This is a genomic window from Frankia sp. AgKG'84/4 (assembly GCF_023242965.2).
Classification (GTDB): Bacteria; Actinomycetota; Actinomycetes; order Frankiales; family Frankiaceae; genus Frankia.
Window position 1 is genome coordinate 15,583 of the sequence record NZ_JALKFU020000006.1, and the last position, 20,043, is coordinate 35,625.

A 20,043-nucleotide genomic window follows, 5' to 3' on the forward strand; every position below is an offset into this window, starting at 1 on the left:
GCCGTGCACGACGTCTTCGTCGATCTGCCAGGAGTGGCCGCCATCCGAGGACCATGGCCGCAGTGTCGCGGGCCGCGCGGCACCCCCCACGGGTTGCGGCACACGGTGTCGCGCTCAAGCTTCTTCAGAAGCCCCCGAGGTGGGCCTTCCGCGGCCGCAGCACCCTCGCCCTTGAGCCCGTGTACGTCGTCCACCGGCTGAATGGACGAGCGACCGGCAAGCAGCTCGACCAGAACGGCGATAGCGTCGTCGAAATCGAGACTTGGGCAATCAACCAGCGCGGACAGTACGTCACGCCGGGCACGGCTACCGTCACGCTTCCGCGCAGGCCAGGAGAGGTGTGAGATGGGCAAGATCATTGTCGGCGTCGATGGAAGCGACACAGCGAGCAAAGCCGCGGCCAGAGCGGCGGAGCTCGCTTCCGCCCTCGGGCATGAGCTGATCGTCGTCAGCGCCTTCAGCTCAATCGACCGGTTGCAGGTGGGCCGACCCGGCAACGAACTCGACCTGTCCGCGAGCGATGCCGCGCTGAAGATAGCCGAACAGGCGATCCAAGATCTCCCGGTCGACCTTGCTGGCCTGACCGCCACTCCTCGCTCGGAGTACGGCAAGCCGGCTGATGTGCTCGTCGGTGTCGCCGAAGAGCTCGGGGCGAGCATCATCGTGGTGGGCAACAAACGCGTCCAAGGCGTCACCCGAGTCCTGGGCAGCATCGCAGCGGACGTCGCCCATCATGCGCCTTGCGACATCCTCATCGCGCACACCCACTGAGGAGATGCCGCCGCCAGCAACATCGGGATGCCGGCACGGGCTCAGCCTCCAGGGCGGCATCTGGAGGGTCACCACCCTCGTGTTCGCGCAGAGCGGGTGCTAGCGGCATGCGGGCGGCGTTCGCACTGGCGGCCATGGGCCCGGCCGCCAGCTTCCTCCTTTTCTCGAACATCACCGTGGCGCAGGCGGTCTCACTCTCACCTCGGCTTCGGCATGCCCGAACGGTCAGGCGACGTACACCCAGCCGATCGGCTACCAGGCCTGTGCCTTCACTCGAACATCCGTCCCAGCGCCGGTCCAACTTCGGCGGTCGGCGCCTCTCGGCAGGCCTATATCTCCCGGTTGAAGTTGACCAGATTCTGTTCACACCTGGGCTCTTTGGGATAATGGTCCCAGGGAGGAGTGCAGGTGTCGAGATCATAACCGCCGTACACGGAGGAGTTCCGCCGGAAGATGGTGGAACTTGTCCGGGCTGGCCGTTCACCCGAGGCGTTGGCGAAGGAATACGGCCCGTCGGGGCCGTCGATCCGTAACTGGGTGCGCCAAGCCGAGCAGGAAGAAGGCGCGCGGGCCGACGGGCCGAGTGCCGCGGAACGCGAGGAGTTGAAACGGCTCCGGAAGGAGAACCGGCAGCTCCGCGAGGAACGCGACATTCTCCGTAAGGCCACGATTTTCTTCGCGACGGAGACCGATCAGAGATGACGTTCGCTCTGATCGATGCGGAGAAAACACGCCATCCCGTCTCCGTCCTGGCCCGCGTGCTCGGTGTGTCACGCGAGGGCTACTACGCCTGGCGCCGCCGCGGCGGCCAGTCCGCTCGGACCGCCGACGACCAGACCCTGACCGTGAAGATCACCGCGGTGCATGCGGCGTCCCGGGCGACCTACGGCGCCCCGCGTGTGCACGCCGACCTGGCCGCCGCGGGCGTCCGGACCAGCCGTAAGCGCGTCGCCCGGCTGATGAGACAGGCGGGCCTACAAGGAGTCCACCGCCGCCGCCGGGTCAGCCTCACCCGCCGCGACCGCGCCGCCCACCTGCCACCCGACCTGGTCGGGCGCGACTTCACCGCCCCCGCACCGAACCGGGTCGGGACCGCCGACGTCACCTACGTCCCGACCGGGCAGGGCTGGCTGTACCTCGCGGTCGTCCTCGACCTGTACGCCCGCAAGATCGTCGGATGGTCCCTGTCCGACGAGCAGAAGACCCCGCTCGTCGCCGATGCCCTCACCATGGCGCTCCAACACCGCCGGCCCGCCCCCGGCGTCATTCACCACTCCGACCAAGGCGGTCAATACCTATCTCGGGACTTCGCCACGCTCTGCCGCCAGCACGAGGTGCGACGCTCCGTCGGATCCGCCGGTGATTGCTATGATAATGCGGTCACGGAGTCGTTCTTCGCCACCCTCGAATGCGAACTCCTCGACCGCACCACCTTCGCCACCCACGACCAGGCCCGCGCCGCCATCTTCGATTTCATCGAGGGATTCTACAACCGGCAACGCCGCCACTCCACCAACGGACATCTCAGCCCCCACGAGCACGAAATCCACTTCAACGAGTACCATCAAGCCGCATAACTGTTCAAAGCCCTATCTGTGAACAGAACCGGGGCAACTTCAGGACTGGTACTCTCCGATGACCGTCAGCTGCTCCGGAGCCGGCGGCTCCGCGAGCCATTCCCTGAGGTTCTGCTGGAACTCCAGGAACTCAGGCACCGTCGGGAGCGGGTTCTCGACCCCTTCCGCGACCTGCAGCAGCACGACGTAGGTCACACCGTCCTCCAGCCGGTAGGAAGAGTAACGGATGCCCTGGGGCCGCGCCTGGTCCAGCGCGGCGAACAACGACTTCACAGCGGCCTCGACCTCGGCGGCCTTCTCAGGCTTCACCTTGGTTCTCAGTAGCATCGCCGACATCTGCTCAACCTTCTCTGTCACACGGGCCGACTGTCGTCGGTCATGGCTATGACACGTGTCGACCGAGGAGTGTGACCGGTGGAAGATGCAGAGTGGCTCGCCGCGCGGTTCGAGGAACACCGCGGGCACCTTCGCGCCGTCGCCTACCGCATGCTGGGCTCCCTGCACGAGGCCGATGACGCGGTACAGGACGCCTGGCTGCGGCTGAACCGGCCCGGGGCCGGTGAGATAGAGAACCTGGGCGGCTGGCTCACCACCGTCGTCGCCCGGATCTGCCTGAACATGCTGCGGGCCCGCCGGGTGCGGACCGAGGATCCGATCGGGGTGTACGTCCCCGACCCGATTGTCGCCCCGGACCCGGTCGGTGGCCCCCAGCAACCCGAACAGCCCGAACAGGAGGCGCTGCTCGCGGAGTCGGTCGGACTCGCCCTGATCATCATCCTCGACACCCTGACGCCCGCCGAGCGGCTCACCTTCGTGCTGCACGACATGTTCGGCCTGCCGTTTGACGAGATCGCGCCGATGGTCGACCGCACCCCGACCGCGGCGCGGCAGCTGGCCAGCCGGGCCCGCCGCCGGGTGCGGGAGCTGGGCACATCGACCCCGGACGTCGACCACACCGTCCAGCGCCGGGTCGTCGACGCCTTCTTCGCCGCCGCCCGCGGCGGCGACTTCGACGCCCTCGTCGAGCTGCTGGATCCCGACATCATCCTGCGTGCCGACGGCGGAGTCGGCCGGCCGCAGGCCACGGCGGTGGTCCGCGGGGCACCGACCGTCGCCCGTAGGGCGCTCATGTTTGCCCAGCCCTCGGCGGCGGTGCGCCCGGTACTGGTCAACGGCGCCGCGGGAGTGGTCATCACCCTCGACGACCAGCCGATCTCGCTGATGGGCTTCACCGTGACCGACGAGCGGATCGCCGAGATCTACGCCATCGTCGACCCCGATCGACTCAACTCCCTGGACCTGGCGGCCGTCACACTCGACGGCACGGCGTGAGTGGCCCGGCGCTGTTGCGTTCTGGGGCAGCTGGGCATGCCAGCGGCCTCGATGATCGGTGGTCAGACGGCGGCGGCGAGCTCGGTGAACGCGGCGGCCAGCCGGAGCTGTGGGTCGGTGTCGGCGGCGAGCTCATAGTGGCCGCGGCGGATGTTCTGCACGAGGGCGTGTCCGGCGCTGACGGTCTGAACGGAGCGGAGACGTTTCAGTCCGCGCATTGGCCGCACCCGTGCTTTCAACCGTGGTCGGGTGGCCCGGGGGGATCGCACCCCCGGGCTCCCACGGAACGGAGCGTGAACCTCTCGGTTCACTCCGCTCTTCTCGCCGTGATCCGGTCGGCATGGATGCCCAGGCCCAGTGCGCGAAGATGAAGTCCCAGCTCGGCTGGACCGCCGCCCGGCTGCGTCACCCCGAGCAGGCCATCCGCTGGACCTGGCTGCTCATCGCCGCCTACGCCCAACTCCGCCTCGCCCGCGACCTGGCCACCGACCTGCGCCGGCCCTGGGAAAGACGCCCCCGCCCAGGCAAGTCCCTCACGCCCTACCGGGTCCGCCGCGCATTTCGACATCTGCGTGATCGCCTGGGCACCCCGACCCATCTACCGAAAACCAGCCACCCCGGCCCCGGACGCCCACCCGGAGGTCGGAACACCCCCGCTCCACGCCACGACTCGGGTCAGAACTTCGCAAAACAGGCATACCCGCGAAGTCGAGACGCAAGAAGAAAGGTTAAATCTCAAGCCAAGAGCGCGTGCGCTTTTCCCACAACTTCCAGCGCCGCTTTCGTTCGCGCCAGCTCAGCGGCGAGCCGTTCGCTCTCCCGCCGTAGCCGCTCGTTGTCGGCGTCTTTCTCCGTCGCCGCGGGCCGGCCGGCGGGCCTGCCCTCGAGGGCTTCGCGAGCCCCCTGCTCCTGCGCCTCGCGCCATTTCTGGATGTGGGAGTGGTACAGACCTTCCCGGCGCAGCAGGGCTCCTCGTTCGCCCGCACCGGTCAGGCCGTCGTACTCGGTCAGGATTCTCTTCTTGTAGGCCGCGGTGAAGGTCCGGCGCTTCGGCCGGTCCGACCGCGGTCCGCCTCGCGAGGAGCTCACCCCGCCATCCTCCTGCTTCGAGGAGGCCATGTCCGCCATGGTCAACGTCACTGGTCTGAAGATCCCGTCTCGCCCTACCGCTACACAGGTCTCAAAGATCCATCTGTCTCATAGGACTCCGACAGACAGGGAGGCGCTGGGGACGCGCACGCCGGATGCGGGAACGGACAGGGACAGCTGCGCCATCACGAGCGCGGCGGCCAGTGACGTAGTGTCCGGGGCCTCTCCGCCCAGTGATCCGCCGGCCGGGGCGGATCCGAACCGCGGCGATTGGCTCTATGTGATCTGTGGGGAGAACACCAATCCCGGCGTTGGTGCGGCTGCGGTCGCCGGGGCCTGGGTGTGGACCAGGACGGCAGCGCCCGTCGCCGACCCCGCGCAGCTCGCCCAGCAGGCCTACAACGAGCTGCGCCCGCAGACGCCGGTCGTGGACTACCGCCCCCGCCATCACACCGGAGAACCGGAGTCGACGTTGGTGGGCCTACGGACGTACGTCTGGGTCGAGCAGGCATCCCTGCAGACGGCGAGCAAGCGGGTCACAGCCGGTGGAGTCTGGGCGCAGGTGACCGAAACTGTCCAGTCAGTGACCATCGATCCGGGCGACGGCACGGCACCGATCGTCTGTCCGGGCGGAGGCGTTCCCTACGACCCGGCGCTGCCCCTCGATCGGCAGGTCGCGAACTGCTGGCACGTCTACGCCCGACCGGGATCGTTCCAGCTGCGAGTCTCGGTGACCTGGACGGCGACCTGGACCGGGAGCGGCGGAGCCGGCGGGATCTTGGCCCCCATGACCGTCACCGGGAACGTCGCGGTGCCTGTCCAGGAGATCCAGACCGTCAACAACGCACTCGGGATGAACGGGAGGTCCGGCTGACGGGGCGCAAATGATCCGTGGGTTCAAGGGGTCACTGCACAGGCTTCGTTGTGGACCTGCCGACCTCCTGTCAGTGTTCGCCAGCCTCCACGACCCAACAAGTCGGACCTGCAGGACCAGAAACGCGCCGAGGGAAAGCGACGCAGTACCGGCCCGTCGATCTCGCCAGTCGCTCCATCGACCTCCCCGTACGCCCGATCTACGACTGCACCGCGTTCGCCTGCCTTAAGAGATCACGGGCAGCCGGAATCTGTCCGGCAGATTTCTCGCACGATCGCTTATGCAGAAACATCGGGAAGAAGCTTGGATGACCGGCTTTCGCCGGCGCCACGGGCGCAATCCGCCGAGCTCCGAAGTCGGGCGAGAAGATCGTTGTAGATGAGATCGACAACCCGCTCGAGCGAATCACTGGCATCGACGACCATCATCTTCTCCTTTTTCTCCGATAATCCCAGAAGGCATCCGCGTATCTGGGAAATTTGTTCCATCTCGAATTTGGACAGGCGGGTCCCTTCTCGGTTGGCGTAGCGCGCGGCTGCCTGTTCGGGTGAAAGATCAAGGAGGTATGTGACGTCCGGAACCGGAATCCCAATACCAGTCATCAGGGATTCGATCAGATCCCGAAGCGTCATCGGGTCAACGGGCGAACTCTCGGGCAGGAACTGCCCCTGATAGGCAACGACAGAGTCGAGAAAACGATCGGCCAGCATCACGTCCCGAGAAATTCTCCCAGCCCGCTCCCACTTAACGGATTCATGGTAGAGCAAATAAAGCAGTGCGGCTCGAGGGCCCTCTTCAAAGCCAACCGAAAAAAATAGAGATTTGCGGACTGCCTGTTGGACTGGGGCCCGCGAGCTGGGGGTGGCGAAGTCTCGCAGAAGATCGACGGACCACTGATCTTTTTGAAGCCGCGATGCGACCTGCCGTGCCACGCTCGATTTCCCACTAGCCTCGATACCCTCGAACGACACGAACAACCTAGCGCTCTGCCCCGGTTCGTGGATCACGATACGTCGACCCCTCAAGTTTCGAGATCTACCTTGCGGAGGACTATCCCATACCCTGCACAAGGAAGGCTCTGGGTTTTGCCGGCCGGCAATGTGCTCTTGGACACCGACCTGCCGGCGCGACAGATCGACGCCGGTTGGAGGACGAGTCCGGTGCCGGGAGGGTCACGTCCGGGGGTGTGGTGTACGGAGAGTGACTCCGCGTGATCCTGGTGGAAGGTTGCGCGGCGAGGGCTTCGGGCGTCACGCCGATCTCGGGTGTGTCGGATGGGTTGTTCGCGGCGTCGACTTTGGCGAGGACTTCCACACCGAGGTAGCGGTGGGTTGCGATCCACTCGTCGTGCTGCTCGGCGAGAACCGCGCCGACGAGACGTATGATGGCTCCGCGGTCAGGGAAGATGCCCACGACGTCGGTGCGTCGCCTGATGTCCTTGTTCAGGCGTTCCTGTGGATTCGAGGACCAGATCTGCCGCCAGATCTCCCGCGGGTAGGCGGTGAACGCGAGCAGGTCGGCTTTCGCTCCGGATAGATGTTCCGCGGCGCGAGGAAGTTTTTCGGTGAGTCCGTCGAGGACCCGGTCGAACTGGACGACGACCTCGTTCGCGTCGGCCTGATCGAAGATTGTTCTCACGACGGTGGCGACCCAGGGCTGCGAGGATCTCGGTGTGAGGACGAGCAGGTCTCGCGGGTAGTAAGTCCGGCATCTCTGCCACGAGGCGTCGGGCAGGGTCGCTCCGATCGCGTTGACCAGGCCGCGGTGGGCATCGGAGGTGACGAGGCGGACCCCGGACAGGCCACGGGCGACCAGACCGCGGAAGAACGCCAGCCAGCCGGTGCCGTCCTCGCTGCTCACGACGTCCAGGCCGAGGATCTCCCGGTGCCCGTCGCCGTTGACCCCGACCGCGAGTAGGCAGTGCACGCCCGTCACGCGACGAGACGAGCGATCCCCGGGACCGGGGTCCCGCTCGCGGACGCCATGATGATCAGAGCGCGGCGGACCCGGATCGAGCGGTGTTTCCCACGGCGCGCGATCGCCTGCAACCGTTAGCCTTCCTCGTCGGTCAGCCGTCGCGCTCGTACTGGCTGTCCTCCCATCGGGCTCACCTCCCGGATCGGCGTCAGCTACCGATCCCGACGCTGCACCCGAAACCGCCCGATACCCAGCACCTCGCCTGGCGTGTCCTCGCAACCCAGGAACGTTCATGGTCAGCGCACTAGCCGATCACGGCCCGTACACCACGTCAGTGGACGCCACTCGCCCGGAGCGCGGGTCACACAACCGCCCTGGCCGTTTGCCACCTCGATGGACGGAGCCTCGGGGACCGACCCGCGTCCTGTCCGGACCGAAAGAGGCTGGAATTGGTCCGCCGAAATCCACGATCGTGTCCCGGACCCGCTTCCCGGACATGAGCGTCAGCTGGGGATTCTTGGCGAGGCGGTGCCATGAACTGCGAGCGGGACCTGTCTGTACCCGCGATCAATAATGCGTTGATCCGCCGGACGAGGTCCGGTCAGCGGAAGTTGCCAGTCCTCCTCCACATCGATCTCCCGCGCCCAGCGATCTTCTCGCACCACGCCACCTCAACGACGGTCCGATCAGCCCAGCCCTGGTTTCTGCAGCCATCCGCCGAATCCTGCGTGACGCAGCGCTAGTCGAGGACCTCCACAATGTGCTACCAGGGACGACTCCAATGACATAGCCCCGGTGCCGAGTGCCGCCATCCACCTCTCACACTCGATCGCTTTCGGCAGGATCACAGGCACCGCAGGATCATTCTCGCCATCGCGACACGCGAATGACACTCTCGAGCAGGGCTGATCCGCTTCACCTCACCCCATGGTCGATGGGCCCACGACCTGCCCCGACAAGTGCGGACGCCGCACATTCGCAGGTGACTTTAGGCAACGAACTGCTCACCCGAAAGTGGCTATTTGGCCGCTTCCGAGTCGATGCGCTCAAGGGCCGATATCCTTCGAGAACGTGAGGATGGCTCCGTCATGGCCGTCGCTCCGGAAGGCACGTCCTGAAGATGAGGAGGAACGGGCAATGCTCGTTATGGACGGCCGTGCGGCTCCCGGCAGGCGCAGTTGGAATCTTCGGATCGGCCTTACTTCTAGATGCAACATCCGGTGCAGGTACTGCCTGCCGGATGGTCGGCAGGACGTCGTCGTACAGCCGACGCTGGCCGAGTTGACGGCGGTTCTTCAGGCGGCCCACGAGGTCGGCATCCGACGTGTCCACTACACGGGTGGGGAGCCGACTGTTCGCAGGGACTTCTTGGCGGTGCTCAGGGCAGCACAGGAGATTGGATTCGCACAGCAGATTGTCACCACTAATGGCTACCGGCTGCATCGCATAATCGAGGAGGCCATTGACAGCGGCCTGACCCGTGCGATTGTCAGTCTCGACACTCTGGACGAGACCCAGAACAAGTTTCTCACCAGGGCGAAATTCCTGAAGGATACGATTCAAAGTGTAGAGCGCGCCGTCGCCCTGCTGCCGACGCTCACAAAAATCAGCTCCGTGACGATGAGATCAACTCTCAAAGAATTGCCGAAATTCGTCAGGTGGGCTGCCGATCTGAACTCGCGCGGGCAGGCTGGTCGGCTGGCGATCAAGCTTAATCAGTTCTTCCCGAGCAATCCGGCTCAGCTGTCAGGCGAGGGCGAGGAATTCTGGAAGACCGAGTTCGCCAGCGAGGAAATGATTCTCGAAGCACTTTCCAGTGTGGGGGAACTCAAGCCCATCGAGCGCACCTCTGTCGAAGGAGACAACCCCAGCTACAACTACTACGAAATCGGTGACACAGGAGTAATGGTCGCCGTGCTGGCGATGTTCTCGTGGGGATATCCCTGCGGCGGATGCCACAAGCTGCGTATCAGCCCGCAGGGCCTGGCAACCGTCTGCATCGGCCAGCAGGACCCGCCGGTAATCTGGGGCATGAACTACGAGGAGAAGCTGGCCACGTTCAAGCGCCTGACCGATTATCGGGAGAGCGATCAGTTCGAAAAGGACTTCCGGGACCGTGTGCACTACCGTGCACAACTTGGTGAGCTTCGGTTTGACAGTGTAGTAGGCCCTGAGAAGGATATCGTTGAATTCCGCGATATCCTCGCCCGCCACCAGGAGGAACGCGGTCGCGCAGCGGTCGCGGCCGACGGAGTAAGCGAGCAGTAGAGCATCGTCATAGGCAGCCGGGCACCAGCGGGGTCCGCGAGACGCCGATGCTTCCGCAGAGATTCCGTGGCCGGCCCGAGCAGGCTAGCCCCGAGCATTGATACACGGCGGGCCAGGTCCTCGGGTTCCCGCTGGTTCCACTGTCGCAGTGGGCCATAGCACAGAACATCTGATCGGCGCAGGAGATGGCTGCGTGGTGGGCATACTCGAAAGCCAGCGTCGTCCACCAGGGTACGGCCACCCATCGCCCCGACGGAGGGAGAGGATCACGCGCCCGGTAGACTGAGAGATCCGCGAAGGCACGCGCAAGGAGGCCAAAAGTGATTGACATTGCTCTCGTGCGGACGAACCCGGACCTAGTCAGGCGAACCTGCCTGGCGAAGGGGTCTGACATCGACGTGGAGCGGCTGATCTTTGTGGACTCCGAACTTCGCCGGCTCACTGTTCATGCGGAAGGTCTACGCGCTCAGCAGAAGAACTTTTCCAGAGATACGCCACGGGATCTCGCGACGGCACTCAAAGAAGAACTAAGAACAGCCGCTGAACAGATCAGAGACCTCGAGCGGGAGCGCGACGACCTGTGGATCCGTGTGCCCAACCTCTTCGCAGAGGACACACCGATCGGTGACGACGACAGCGGCAATGTGGAGCTACGCCGCGAAGGCGAAACAGTGGTGCCTGACGAGGAGAGGGCGCACGACAAGATCGGCGAGCGCCTGCACATCTTCGACATGGCACGTGGCGCGGAGGTCGCAGGATCTGGATTCTATTACTGGCGAGGCGACGGAGCCCGGCTGGCCTGGGCGATCTTCTCTTACGCGCAGGACCTACTCGGCAACCGTGGTTTTGAGCCCATGTTCACCCCGCTCATGGCCCGGGAAAGGACCTTCTTCGGTACCGGGTACCTACCGTTCTTCGCAGATGAACTGTACCGGGTCGAGGGAACAGATCTTTCGTTGATCGGCACATCCGAGCAGACCCTAATCGGATATTACGGCGATACGATCGTGGATCTTGATGATCTTCCGATCCAGATAACGGCATTCACTCCGTGTTTCCGTACCGAGGCGGGCAGCGCTGGCCGGGCCAGCCGTGGCGGGTATCGGGTCCACCAGTTCCACAAAGTCGAGCAGATCGTCATCTGTTCTCCAGAAGAGTCAGAACGCTGGCTCGACGAATGCCAGCGTAACGTGGAGGAGATCCTGCGCGGACTGGAGCTGCCATTCCGTGTTGTACGGGTCTGCCTCGGTGATCTTGGTGCTCCCGTCTACAAGAAGTACGATACCGAAACCTGGTTCCCAGCATTCGCTGCCTATCGAGAGACGCATTCAAACAGCAATCTAACCGACTACCAGTCCCGCCGCTTCAAGATTCGTTTCAGGCAAGGCGGGAAGATGGTCTACCCGCACACGATCTCGTCAACTGGTATCACCGACCGGGCAGCCTTGGCGGTACTTGAAAACCACGTTCAACCTGACGGGTCGATCTACGTGCCGAAAGCGCTTCGCCAGTATCTCGGCGGCCGGGAGCGCCTCGGAAATTAGGTGATCTATGACAGCAGTGGGACCCACCATTGGCATCAATTTCGGTACCCATGACGCTGCCGCGGCAATCGTGCTCGACAAGACGGTCGTCGCGGCAGCCGAAGAGGAGCGATTCACCCGCGTCAAGCAGACCAAAGAGTTCCCCGAGCGGGCAATCGAATACTGTTTGTCGGAAGCCCGGATCGATCGATCTGATATTGAGCATGTGGCATATTTCGTCGATCCGGCGCTTCAAATCCTGCTCCCGCTGATGAATCTCCGGCATGCCTTTCCTAGTGCTCTTGGATCTCTGTCTTCGGATGTGAGAAAATACTGGAGGCGTCGTGATGCGGTATCGCTGATCCGCACGGCCGGCGGATTCGGTCCCACGGCCAGTATTATTCCGGTCAGGCACCACTTCGCGCACGCCGCGAGCGCATACCTGACCTCCCCATTCGAGCAGTCGCTGGTAGTTACTCTCGATGGCCGCGGAGAGTTCGAGACTGCTGCGGTGTTCGAGGGCCGGGGCGGGCATATTGAGTCTCGCCACTCGGTCAAATATCCGCACTCTATTGGCTATCTCTACAGTATGATAACGAAATTTCTGGGATTCCGTCCGCAACGTGACGAATACAAGGTCATGGGCCTCGCTGGATACGGCGGTGACCGCTTCCACCAGAAAGTCGAGGATCTAGCGAGCTTCGACGACAGTTCCGGTCGCCTGAGACTGAATCTCAGATACTTCGACCACCATCGTCGGCCCAGTGACCGTCGACACCTTTTCAGTCCCGCGCTTCAAGAACTGCTGGGCACCCCTCGCGCTCCTGAAGAGCCGATCACAGACCGGCACCGCGAGATCGCAAGTGCGGTTCAGCGTCTCACTGAGGACCTTGTCGTTCGATATGTTCTTTTCGGGCAGAGGCTCGTTCCGTCGCGTTACCTTTGCCTCGCTGGAGGCGTCGCGCTCAACGCCGTGGCGAATGCAAGGGTAATCGAGACCGGAAGATTCGAGTCTGTCTTCATCCAACCTGCGGCCAATGACGCCGGTACGAGCATAGGTGCAGCTTTGGCGATCGGTACCCAGGGCGATCTGCCGCTCAACCGGCGACCGATGACAGACGTCTTCCTCGGACCGGCGTTTGATGACCGGCAGATCGAGGAGGCGCTGCGCGCCGCCAGCGGTGCCGGATGTCGGATCATGGCGGTGTCGGACAGATACTCGACGGCAGCCGAACTCATTGCCCAGGACAAGATCATTGGATGGTTCCAGGGCCGAATGGAGTACGGACCTCGTGCACTCGGAGCCCGCAGTATTCTCGCAAATCCGTCGAACGCTGGTACGAACCGGCGTGTCAACGCGCTCATAAAACGCCGGGAGTTGTTTCGGCCGCTCGCCCCGGCAGTTCAGGCCGAACATGCGACCACATATTTCAATCTGCACGGCGCCGGACGTCTGGCCTACCCTTTCATGATTGCGACGGCACAGGTAGCTGCGGAGCAACGCAGTCAGATCGCCGCAGTCGTACATGTTGACGGAAGCGCTAGGGTCCAGACCGTAATGCGGCGGGAAAATCCCATGATGTGGACCCTACTCGAAAGATTTCGGCAGCTCACTGGGCTTCCCATCCTCCTCAACACCTCCTTCAACGGTGCTGAGGAGCCGATTGTCTGCACTCCGGATGACGCTGTCCGGACTTTCCTTGAAACTGGCCTGGACGCCCTCGTGATTGGCGGCTATCTCGTTACCAGGCAGTACCGGGAGAATTTGGTTGATAACCTCTGAGGTCAGCCGGCAATTTTGCGCGCTGTCTAGGTCCCTCCAATGAGGCCCGATGGTCCGGCGCCCTCAGAGGTTGGCCAGAACTCACTGCCCATGGGACCAGGACGGCCTAATTCCCCATGGACGGCGTCGGCGACGCATGTCTTCGAGCAGATTATCAGTACGCCGGCGGCTGATTACCAGATAACGCTTGGTGGAACGCTGGATAGTTTCAACACCGCCTCCTACACGACTACCGACAACGTCAAGACAATGATGGAATCCCCATGGTTCCAACCGGACCGATTCCTGATTCTGGCAAATGTTGGTACGGTCGATGTTTTGTGTCCCCGTGTAGTCATCAACGGCAGGCGAAACTGGCATTCTGCCGACGATCTGCTGGACAGTATTATTTGGCCTGGGATGAGCGATAGGGCGAAGGCTTTCGCACTGTTTCGATTCTTCAGTAGATTCGACGTGCAGGCGCACAACAACAACTTGCGTGTCGATGACGTGATGCCCGATCTCAACGCTGCGCCCGGCTCAAACTCCTTCCGTGAACGAGCCGATCCGATAAAGGCGGTGAACAGCTACTATCCCAGCGGGTGTATCCTCTCGGCGGCGAACCTGGTTATCATGGCACGACATGCAGGTTTGAATGCCCGGCTGTTGGCGGCCGCCCCGCTGGTTGGACCCTTCGACAAGCACGGCGGAGCAGAGATCGAGTACGAGGGGGCCTATCACTATTTCGACCCGGAGGCTCGTACCTTCTTTCTCGACAGGGACAACGAGAAAGTTGCGTCATACGAGGAAATCCACCGGGATCCCGCCCTTGTACTCCGTACGCATGCCCACGGTTTTGCCGCTCAGGAATGTAAGGGTGCATTCATCATGCTGTACCGAGAGCACTTTCCTCCCTATGAAGTTCCTGTGGAGCAGTGGGTACACCATATGGACCTTCGCCTGAGGCCAGGTGAGGAACTGGTCTACCGATGGGACAACAGTGGCAAGTATCGTTACGGCAGTAATCCGCGGAATACCCCCGGGCCCCCTTATCGACTTGCGAACGGTCTCCTGAGATTCTGCCCGAATCTCAGGAACTCGGGCTACCGCGGTGGGATCGTCCACGAGGTCAACACCATGATCTCGGAGCCGGACACAAATGTCGCACTGCTGCGTCCATTGATCTCCAACCATCCCGCGTCCGTAACATGGAAGATCGAGAGTCCGTATCCTATCGTTGGAGGTCGAGTCTTCGGAAAGTTTGTGATGGAGGCTGAGGGGGGGTGCAGTGTCAGCGTCTCGATCGGCGATTCTTGGAGACAGGTGTGGAAGAAGGAGGGAGCTGGCGTCTTCCATGTCGAAGCCGACATCGACTCGGTACTCAATGCGTTGACCTCGCCAGCCATCTACTACTACTACGTCCGCTTCGACTTTGGCACCACGGGGCAGCCTTCTGCGGTCGGACTGGACTCGGTACGGCTGGAGTCCGACCTGCAGATGAGCCAGACGTCGTTGCCCGCACTGTCGGTGGGCCGCAACAATGTCAGCGTCAGAATGAGATCGCCAGGGCGGCCCGTCGACGGACTGCGATTGCGAGTCTCTCACGGATGGGTTGAGTGCGCCGGCGCGGCTCCACCGGCAGCTCCGCTACATGCTGTCCTGCCGGAGGACGGCGGCTCGGTGCGGGCGGCCAACCTGACAGAGCTGGTCTGGGCGGATGACGAGGTTGACGACATAGCTGATCACCACGTCCTCGTTAGCAGCCGACCTGACTTTCTGCTACCCGTGTCACCCAACTTCGACCGGTTTGCATTCAGTGCTGTCCCGCGATGGAAGGTCGCCCGTAGTTTCCTTCGGCCCGGCCTCAGGTACTACTGGAAGGTGCGGGCCCGAAACGTCGAGGGTGTGTGGAGCCAGTGGAGCCCGACCTGGACCTTCACCGTGGTTGGCTAGCGGGAGTCCGATATGCCTGAATCAGGTTTGCATCGAAACCCGGACTCACTCAAGATCATTATTTCGTCATCGTTCACCGCGGGGCCGGTCGGGCACTCTATAAAATTCTGGGCCGACCTCCTGGGTCTTTCAATCAATATCACATTTGGGCCTTACGGTCAGGTGTTCCAACAACTGCACGAGTATGGCGGGGAAGGTAGGTACCTGGCAAACGCATTCGTGATCGCAGTGCGAATGGAAGACTTCATTCCCTCCGGCGGACATGAAGAAGCCCTGTCGGTTGCGGGAGATCTTGCGACAACGCTTACGGCTGCCGCGCTGCGGTCGCCGGAGACACTGTTCGTGCTTGCGGTATGTCCCCCCTCCGCTGCGCTTCACCAGGACCCCTATCGCCTTGGAGCGGTGGGCCAAGCCACGCAGGCCCTCCGCCTTGCGGCATGTGCAGGTGCCAATATCACCACTCTCGAGCCGGTCGAAATTGTCCAGCGATATCAGGTGCAGCGCGTGGAGGATGGAATAGCCAATGGCCTGGCTAGTATCCCATACACTCCGGAGTACTTTGCCGCCCTTGGCACGGCGCTGGTTCGACGAATCCATCGCGTGCTGGCGGCCGAGCCAAAAGTCCTAGTCGTCGACGCCGACAACACGTTGTGGGATGGTGTTCTCGGTGAGGTCGGGTGCGCCGGAATCGAGGTGGGTCCGGCACGGCAGGAGATACAAGAGTTTCTACTTGATCAGCGGCGGGCCGGGCGTCTGCTGTGTCTGTGCAGCAAGAACAGTGCGAGCGACATACAGGAGGTCTTCGCCGCTGTCCCCGAAATGAGGTTGGGGAGTGACGACTTCGTGGATCTGCGGGCAAACTGGCTTGCAAAGTCAGTCAATATCCAGTCGATGGCCGACGATCTCGACCTACCGCTCGACTCCTTTATTTTCATCGACGACAGCGCGGTTGAATGTGCTGAGGTCCGCAGCCGGTGTCCGACTGTGGTGACTCTTCAGGTTTCGCCGGATGCATCGCTGGCGATCGAGTCGCTCCGCCACTTCTGGCCACTGGATACCGCGGAGGTCGGCGGTGAGGTTCTCCAGCGGACTGCCCTGTACCGACAGGAGCAGCAGCGGCGCGAACTGCGCAGGACGTCGCCGCAGTCGCTGTCCGAGTTCATAGACAGCTTGGACCTTGTAGTGACAATTCGAGCGGCAGGTCCGGCCGACGGCCCGCGGATGGTGGAACTCATGCGCCGCACCACCCAGTTCAACCTCACCGCGGAACGGTACAGCCGGGCAGAGACCGAGGCTCTACCTCCCTCCACCAGGCTGCACGTGGTTGATGTGGAGGACCGTTTTGGCAGTTATGGATCCGTTGGCCTGATTGTATTCGGCTTCTCCGAGGTGTCGCTGACGGTGCAGAATTTTCTCCTCAGCTGTCGTGCACTTGGCCGAGGCGTCGAACATCGGATGTTGAATCATCTTGGTGAGATCGCGCTCGCGGAGGGGCTTGACTCCATTCTGCTACCTTATGTCGCGACGCTCCGTAATCAGCCGGCTTGGCAGTTCCTGGAGGAGGTCGCGGAGCCACGGGGCCCCCGAACCGAAGAACGTGTTGAGTATGTCGTCGGTGCCAGGAAGGCGGCGAACCACTGCTTCGACCCGGAGCGACGGCCTGGCTCAGCAACTGCTCCCGGCCTTACTCGCCATGCGACCGAAGGGGGACCGGAACGCCGGGCGAAGCCCTGGAGTCTGGCCGGACTGGTGGCCGCAGCGACGGAGTTGACGACGGCCGATGAGATTTATCGGGCAATAGGAGATGCCGCCTCGGATGGATTTAGCGGTGAGTTCGACTGGGCCGAGGAAGAACGCGTGGTCGCCCGAATGTGGGCGGAAATCCTGCAGAACTTCCCGCGGACTGCGGACGATGACTTCCGCGCGCTGGGCGGTGGTTCGTTGGAGGTCGTGCGTCTGGTGGCATGCATATATGAGGTGTTCGGATTCGAGGTTCCGGTTGACCTTCTTCTAGACAACAGGATTACGGTCCCTTACCTGGCGGAAATGATTCGAATGCTCCGCGCCGGCAGAACCTTGTCTGAGGGTGGAGATATCCCGTGGATAGAGTCCTGATGGCCTGTCCCCTGGTGGAGGTTGGTCTCGGTGGTGCGGTCTGAGGATGTGCCGGTACGGAGTCCACTGCTCGGACAGCCATGTTCGGTCGTGGGACCATCCGAGCTGCGTGCCTGGACGGTCAATGTTGGAGTGGACGCGTTTCCGCTGTTTTCCGAACACAGGTTGTGTGGTGCGACTGTTCTACCGGGCGCGGCTGTGGTCGAGATCGCCCTGGCTGCGGCGTGGGAGTCCTCCGGGCGTCGGCCATATGCCGTCAACGACCTTCGCCTTGAGCGGGTGTGCGTGATACCGAGTTCCGGCGAGCGGTGGCTTCGTTCGTCTCTCTCGGCCGGCCCGGGCTCTGGGCTTTCGTTGGCCGTGACCGGGGAGCAGGGTGGCTCAGCAGGCACTGGACAAATTCCCACCGGAGCGAGGTATGCGACAGCACGCATCGAACCCGTCACTCGAGCGACCAGCGTACCGGGTGACCTGGGCCAGCGAATATCGGCCTTTCGTAAGTCCGCCACGGAAAAGTCAAGTGATTCCTTTTTTGCTGACCTGCGGCGGGCGGGTGTCGAATATCGTGGTTCCTTCCGAGCGCTGCGGAGTCTGTGGCAGTTCGGCAGACAGGCGTATGCGACTGTCAGCTCTGAGCCAGCGCTAGGCTCGGACGAGGAGTTTCCAGCCTGGGTGGCCCATCCAGTGATGATCGATGCCGCAGTCCAGATGGTCGCAGCGGCGTCCGGCGTGCAGGATCGTGCTTTTGTCTGGGCGGGCTGTGCCAGAGTGATGGTCCACGGCAAGCTGGAGCCGGACTGTCAGGCTTTCGCATGGTCACATCTAGTCAGTGAGCCAGACGAGGTCGAGGGCGATGTCGTGCTGCTGGGGTCCGCTGGGAGGGTAGCTGCCGAGTTGCTAGGGGTTCGTCTCCACCTCCTTGCTGGTGGCGGGGAGGGGGGACCCACCGCGCCAGCACTGAAGGTTCGCCGAGAGCCGACCTTCGCCATTGCCTCGACTTTCGACGTGGAGCCGCTACGTGGCCGACTCGCTGCCCGGATGGAGGCATCAGGGCTATCGGTGCAGGTCGTCGTCGAGCCCAAGAGGTCGGGGGTCTCCGAGCTGACGGCGCCCGGAGGGGTGCTTGCGGCAAATCGAGACGGGGTGAACCTGCTGCTCCTCCGAAGGGAGGATGTGTACGGAGATGTGGGTTGCACCAGGGACAGAGGGGGCTCCGGGAAATATTTCTTCCTTCCAGAAGTAGGCGAGATTGCTCACCTTAATCAGTATGAGACTGAGTATCTGTATGAAGAGATTTTTGCCCGCGAGGCGTACCTCCGGCATGGCGTCTCCCTTCAGCCAGATGATACCGTGTTCGATGTCGGAGCCAATATCGGGATGTTCGCACTGTTTGCCCACCACCGCTGCCCCGGTATCCGCGTGTTCGCTTTCGAGCCTGCTCGGGCTGCTTTCGAGGCCCTGGTTGAGAACGCCTCACGATACTTCCCGGAAGACGGGATCTTTAATTTCGGTATCTCCGATGGTGACCGAGTAATTCCCTTCACCTTCTATCGTAACTCGACCGTTTTCTCGGGCTTCTCGCCCAATCTAGAGCGAGATGAGAGAAATATTCGAGCCGTGATCCATAACGTGTTGCAGGATAATGTCGTCACGGGTTCTATGGACCTACGTCCGATCGTTGATCGAATGGTACGGGACCGAGGGTGAGTCCCACTGCGTGGTGTAGATCGGGAGCGGCTGGTTGATCGTCCGGGGTGCGGGTGTGTCGCTCCGAGACAAAGACGGCCACCGCGTGTAGCTCTGTGTGAACCGACCAAAGTTCCACGGAGAGGACACACGCGATGGCCTTGGATGATTCTGCCCTATCGGGTCTGCTGGAGCTGCTGCGGCACACCGAGATAATGCCCCGTGGAGTGGTGTAGATCGGTTCGCGTTCCGCTCTGCGTCTTTCGCTATTATGCGGCCTGAATATCGGCTGCGTCGAGGGTAATCGGGGCGATTTCAGGGACTGTTGTGGTGGTGGTTTCGCCGCTGATCTGTCGCATGGATTCCTCGGACAGGTAGCGGCGGTCGGAGACCTGCCACTCGTCGTGGGTTTCCATGAGCACGGCGGTCGCGAGACGGAGCAGGGCTTCCCGGTTCGGGAAGATCCCGACCACGTCGGTGCGGCGCTTGACCTCCCGGTTCAGCCGTTCCAACGGGTTGTTCGACCAGATCTTGCGCCAGTGCGGTTCGGGGAAGTCCGCGAACGCGGTCAGGTCGGCCTTCGCATCGCCCAGCATCCCCGCGACCGCGGGGAACTTCCCCGCCAGCAGATCGGCGACGGTATCGACCTGGGCGCGCACGAGTTCGGCGGTCGGCTGCGCGAAGATGGTGCCGATGGTGGCGGTGACCATCGACGCGGCGTGCTTGGGTACCCGGACCGCGACGTTGCGCTGGAAGTGGACCCGGCAGCGTTGCCACGCAGCCCCGGTCAGCACCTTCCCGACCGCGGCGGTCAGCCCGCGGTGGGCATCGGAGATGACCAGGCGCACCCCGCCCGGCCCGACCGCCAGGCCCCGGTCCCGCAGGCCGCGGAGGAACTCGGTCCAGAACGCCTCGTCCTCGGAGTCGCCGACCGCCACCCCGAGGACCTCCCGGCGCCCATCGGCGGACACCCCCGTGGCGATCACGACGGCCTGGGACACGACCCGCCCATCGAGGCGGACCTTGCAGTACGTCGCGTCCAGGTAGACGTAGGGGAAACCGGCGTGGTCCAGACGCCGGGCCCGCCAGACGTCGGCCTCCCGGTCCAACGCGGCACAGATCCGGGACACCTCCGACTTCGAGATCCCCGTGTCCACCCCGAGCGCGGCAACGAGA

At 63.0% G+C, this 20,043-nt stretch carries 14 protein-coding genes and 3 pseudogenes; 11 read left to right on the forward strand and 6 right to left on the reverse strand.

The window, feature by feature from the left end:
- The first annotated feature begins 345 nt into the window (after window positions 1-345).
- Together MXD58_RS01270 and MXD58_RS01275 are read left to right on the forward strand one after the other, a co-directional pair.
- On the forward strand, window positions 346-771 hold the full coding sequence (locus MXD58_RS01270) for a universal stress protein (protein WP_248839343.1): 426 nt from the start codon (window positions 346-348) through the stop codon (window positions 769-771).
- A gap of 453 nt (window positions 772-1,224) precedes the next feature.
- A protein-coding gene (locus tag MXD58_RS01275) for an IS3 family transposase (RefSeq protein WP_248839342.1) occupies window positions 1,225-2,348 on the forward strand; the annotation gives its coding sequence in 2 pieces (ribosomal slippage) (window positions 1,225-1,438 and window positions 1,438-2,348; 1,125 coding nt in all).
- 39 nt (window positions 2,349-2,387) lie between these two features.
- On the opposite strand, the gene MXD58_RS01280 is transcribed toward MXD58_RS01275, so the two are convergent.
- Complete coding sequence (locus MXD58_RS01280; protein ID WP_250608983.1) at window positions 2,388-2,684, reverse strand: hypothetical protein; 297 nt, start codon at window positions 2,682-2,684, stop codon at window positions 2,388-2,390.
- A gap of 78 nt (window positions 2,685-2,762) precedes the next feature.
- On the opposite strand from MXD58_RS01280, the gene sigJ reads away from it, so the two are divergent.
- Window positions 2,763-3,680 carry an RNA polymerase sigma factor SigJ gene (sigJ, locus tag MXD58_RS01285; protein WP_248839340.1) on the forward strand — a complete coding sequence of 306 codons (918 nt, stop codon included), beginning with the start codon at window positions 2,763-2,765 and terminating at the stop codon, window positions 3,678-3,680.
- A 62-nt stretch (window positions 3,681-3,742) separates the two neighbouring features.
- On the opposite strand, the pseudogene MXD58_RS01290 reads toward sigJ, so the two are convergent.
- Window positions 3,743-3,934: pseudogene (locus MXD58_RS01290) on the reverse strand (DDE-type integrase/transposase/recombinase); the annotation flags it as partial.
- A 113-nt stretch (window positions 3,935-4,047) separates the two neighbouring features.
- On the opposite strand from MXD58_RS01290, the pseudogene MXD58_RS30530 reads away from it, so the two are divergent.
- Window positions 4,048-4,412: pseudogene (locus tag MXD58_RS30530) on the forward strand (NF041680 family putative transposase); the annotation flags it as partial.
- A 3-nt stretch (window positions 4,413-4,415) separates the two neighbouring features.
- On the opposite strand, the gene MXD58_RS01295 reads toward MXD58_RS30530, so the two are convergent.
- The gene (locus MXD58_RS01295; RefSeq protein ID WP_250608984.1) at window positions 4,416-4,769 is read right to left on the reverse strand and encodes a hypothetical protein; all 354 of its coding nucleotides are present in this window, start codon (window positions 4,767-4,769) and stop codon (window positions 4,416-4,418) included.
- Window positions 4,770-5,049: 280 nt separating this feature from the next.
- On the opposite strand from MXD58_RS01295, the gene MXD58_RS01300 reads away from it, so the two are divergent.
- The gene (locus MXD58_RS01300; protein ID WP_250608985.1) at window positions 5,050-5,643 is read left to right on the forward strand and encodes a hypothetical protein; all 594 of its coding nucleotides are present in this window, start codon (window positions 5,050-5,052) and stop codon (window positions 5,641-5,643) included.
- A gap of 278 nt (window positions 5,644-5,921) precedes the next feature.
- Here MXD58_RS01300 and MXD58_RS01305 read toward each other — a convergent pair whose 3' ends face one another.
- The gene (locus tag MXD58_RS01305) at window positions 5,922-6,614 is read right to left on the reverse strand and encodes a dTMP kinase (RefSeq protein WP_248839362.1); all 693 of its coding nucleotides are present in this window, start codon (window positions 6,612-6,614) and stop codon (window positions 5,922-5,924) included.
- 262 nt (window positions 6,615-6,876) lie between these two features.
- Window positions 6,877-7,662: pseudogene (locus MXD58_RS01310) on the reverse strand (IS256 family transposase); the annotation flags it as partial.
- A gap of 1,035 nt (window positions 7,663-8,697) precedes the next feature.
- On the opposite strand from MXD58_RS01310, the gene MXD58_RS01315 reads away from it, so the two are divergent.
- The 6 genes from MXD58_RS01315 to MXD58_RS01340 all read left to right on the forward strand — a co-directional run bounded on the left by MXD58_RS01315 (window position 8,698) and on the right by MXD58_RS01340 (window position 18,888).
- On the forward strand, window positions 8,698-9,828 hold the full coding sequence (locus MXD58_RS01315) for a GTP 3',8-cyclase MoaA (protein ID WP_248839337.1): 1,131 nt from the start codon (window positions 8,698-8,700) through the stop codon (window positions 9,826-9,828).
- Window positions 9,829-10,148: 320 nt separating this feature from the next.
- Window positions 10,149-11,372: a serine--tRNA ligase gene (serS, locus tag MXD58_RS01320; RefSeq protein WP_248839336.1), complete on the forward strand. Its 1,224-nt coding sequence runs from the start codon at window positions 10,149-10,151 to the stop codon at window positions 11,370-11,372.
- A 7-nt stretch (window positions 11,373-11,379) separates the two neighbouring features.
- Complete coding sequence (locus MXD58_RS01325) at window positions 11,380-13,134, forward strand: carbamoyltransferase family protein (RefSeq protein WP_248839335.1); 1,755 nt, start codon at window positions 11,380-11,382, stop codon at window positions 13,132-13,134.
- A 90-nt stretch (window positions 13,135-13,224) separates the two neighbouring features.
- On the forward strand, window positions 13,225-15,066 hold the full coding sequence (locus MXD58_RS01330; RefSeq protein WP_248839334.1) for a hypothetical protein: 1,842 nt from the start codon (window positions 13,225-13,227) through the stop codon (window positions 15,064-15,066).
- A 12-nt stretch (window positions 15,067-15,078) separates the two neighbouring features.
- Window positions 15,079-17,181, forward strand: a complete 2,103-nt coding sequence (locus MXD58_RS01335) for an HAD-IIIC family phosphatase (RefSeq protein ID WP_248839333.1) — start codon at window positions 15,079-15,081, stop codon at window positions 17,179-17,181.
- A 48-nt stretch (window positions 17,182-17,229) separates the two neighbouring features.
- Window positions 17,230-18,888 (forward strand): FkbM family methyltransferase, encoded by a 1,659-nt coding sequence (locus tag MXD58_RS01340; RefSeq protein WP_308301872.1) that lies wholly within the window; start codon window positions 17,230-17,232, stop codon window positions 18,886-18,888.
- Between the two features lie 248 nt (window positions 18,889-19,136).
- Here MXD58_RS01340 and MXD58_RS01345 read toward each other — a convergent pair.
- The coding region (locus MXD58_RS01345; protein WP_250608986.1) for an IS256 family transposase at window positions 19,137-20,043 on the reverse strand (907 nt) is incomplete at its 5' end.

Excerpts from the sequence above, each read along its gene's own strand:
- MXD58_RS01270 (WP_248839343.1), top strand. The coding sequence starts at position 346 with ATGGGCAAGATCATTGTCGGCGTCGATGGAAGCGACACAGCGAGCAAA.
- MXD58_RS01280 (WP_250608983.1), bottom strand. The coding sequence starts at position 2,684 with ATGTCGGCGATGCTACTGAGAACCAAGGTGAAGCCTGAGAAGGCCGCC.
- MXD58_RS01315 (WP_248839337.1), top strand. The coding sequence starts at position 8,698 with ATGCTCGTTATGGACGGCCGTGCGGCTCCCGGCAGGCGCAGTTGGAAT.
- MXD58_RS01325 (WP_248839335.1), top strand. The coding sequence starts at position 11,380 with ATGACAGCAGTGGGACCCACCATTGGCATCAATTTCGGTACCCATGAC.
- MXD58_RS01330 (WP_248839334.1), top strand. The coding sequence starts at position 13,225 with ATGGGACCAGGACGGCCTAATTCCCCATGGACGGCGTCGGCGACGCAT.
- MXD58_RS01335 (WP_248839333.1), top strand. The coding sequence starts at position 15,079 with ATGCCTGAATCAGGTTTGCATCGAAACCCGGACTCACTCAAGATCATT.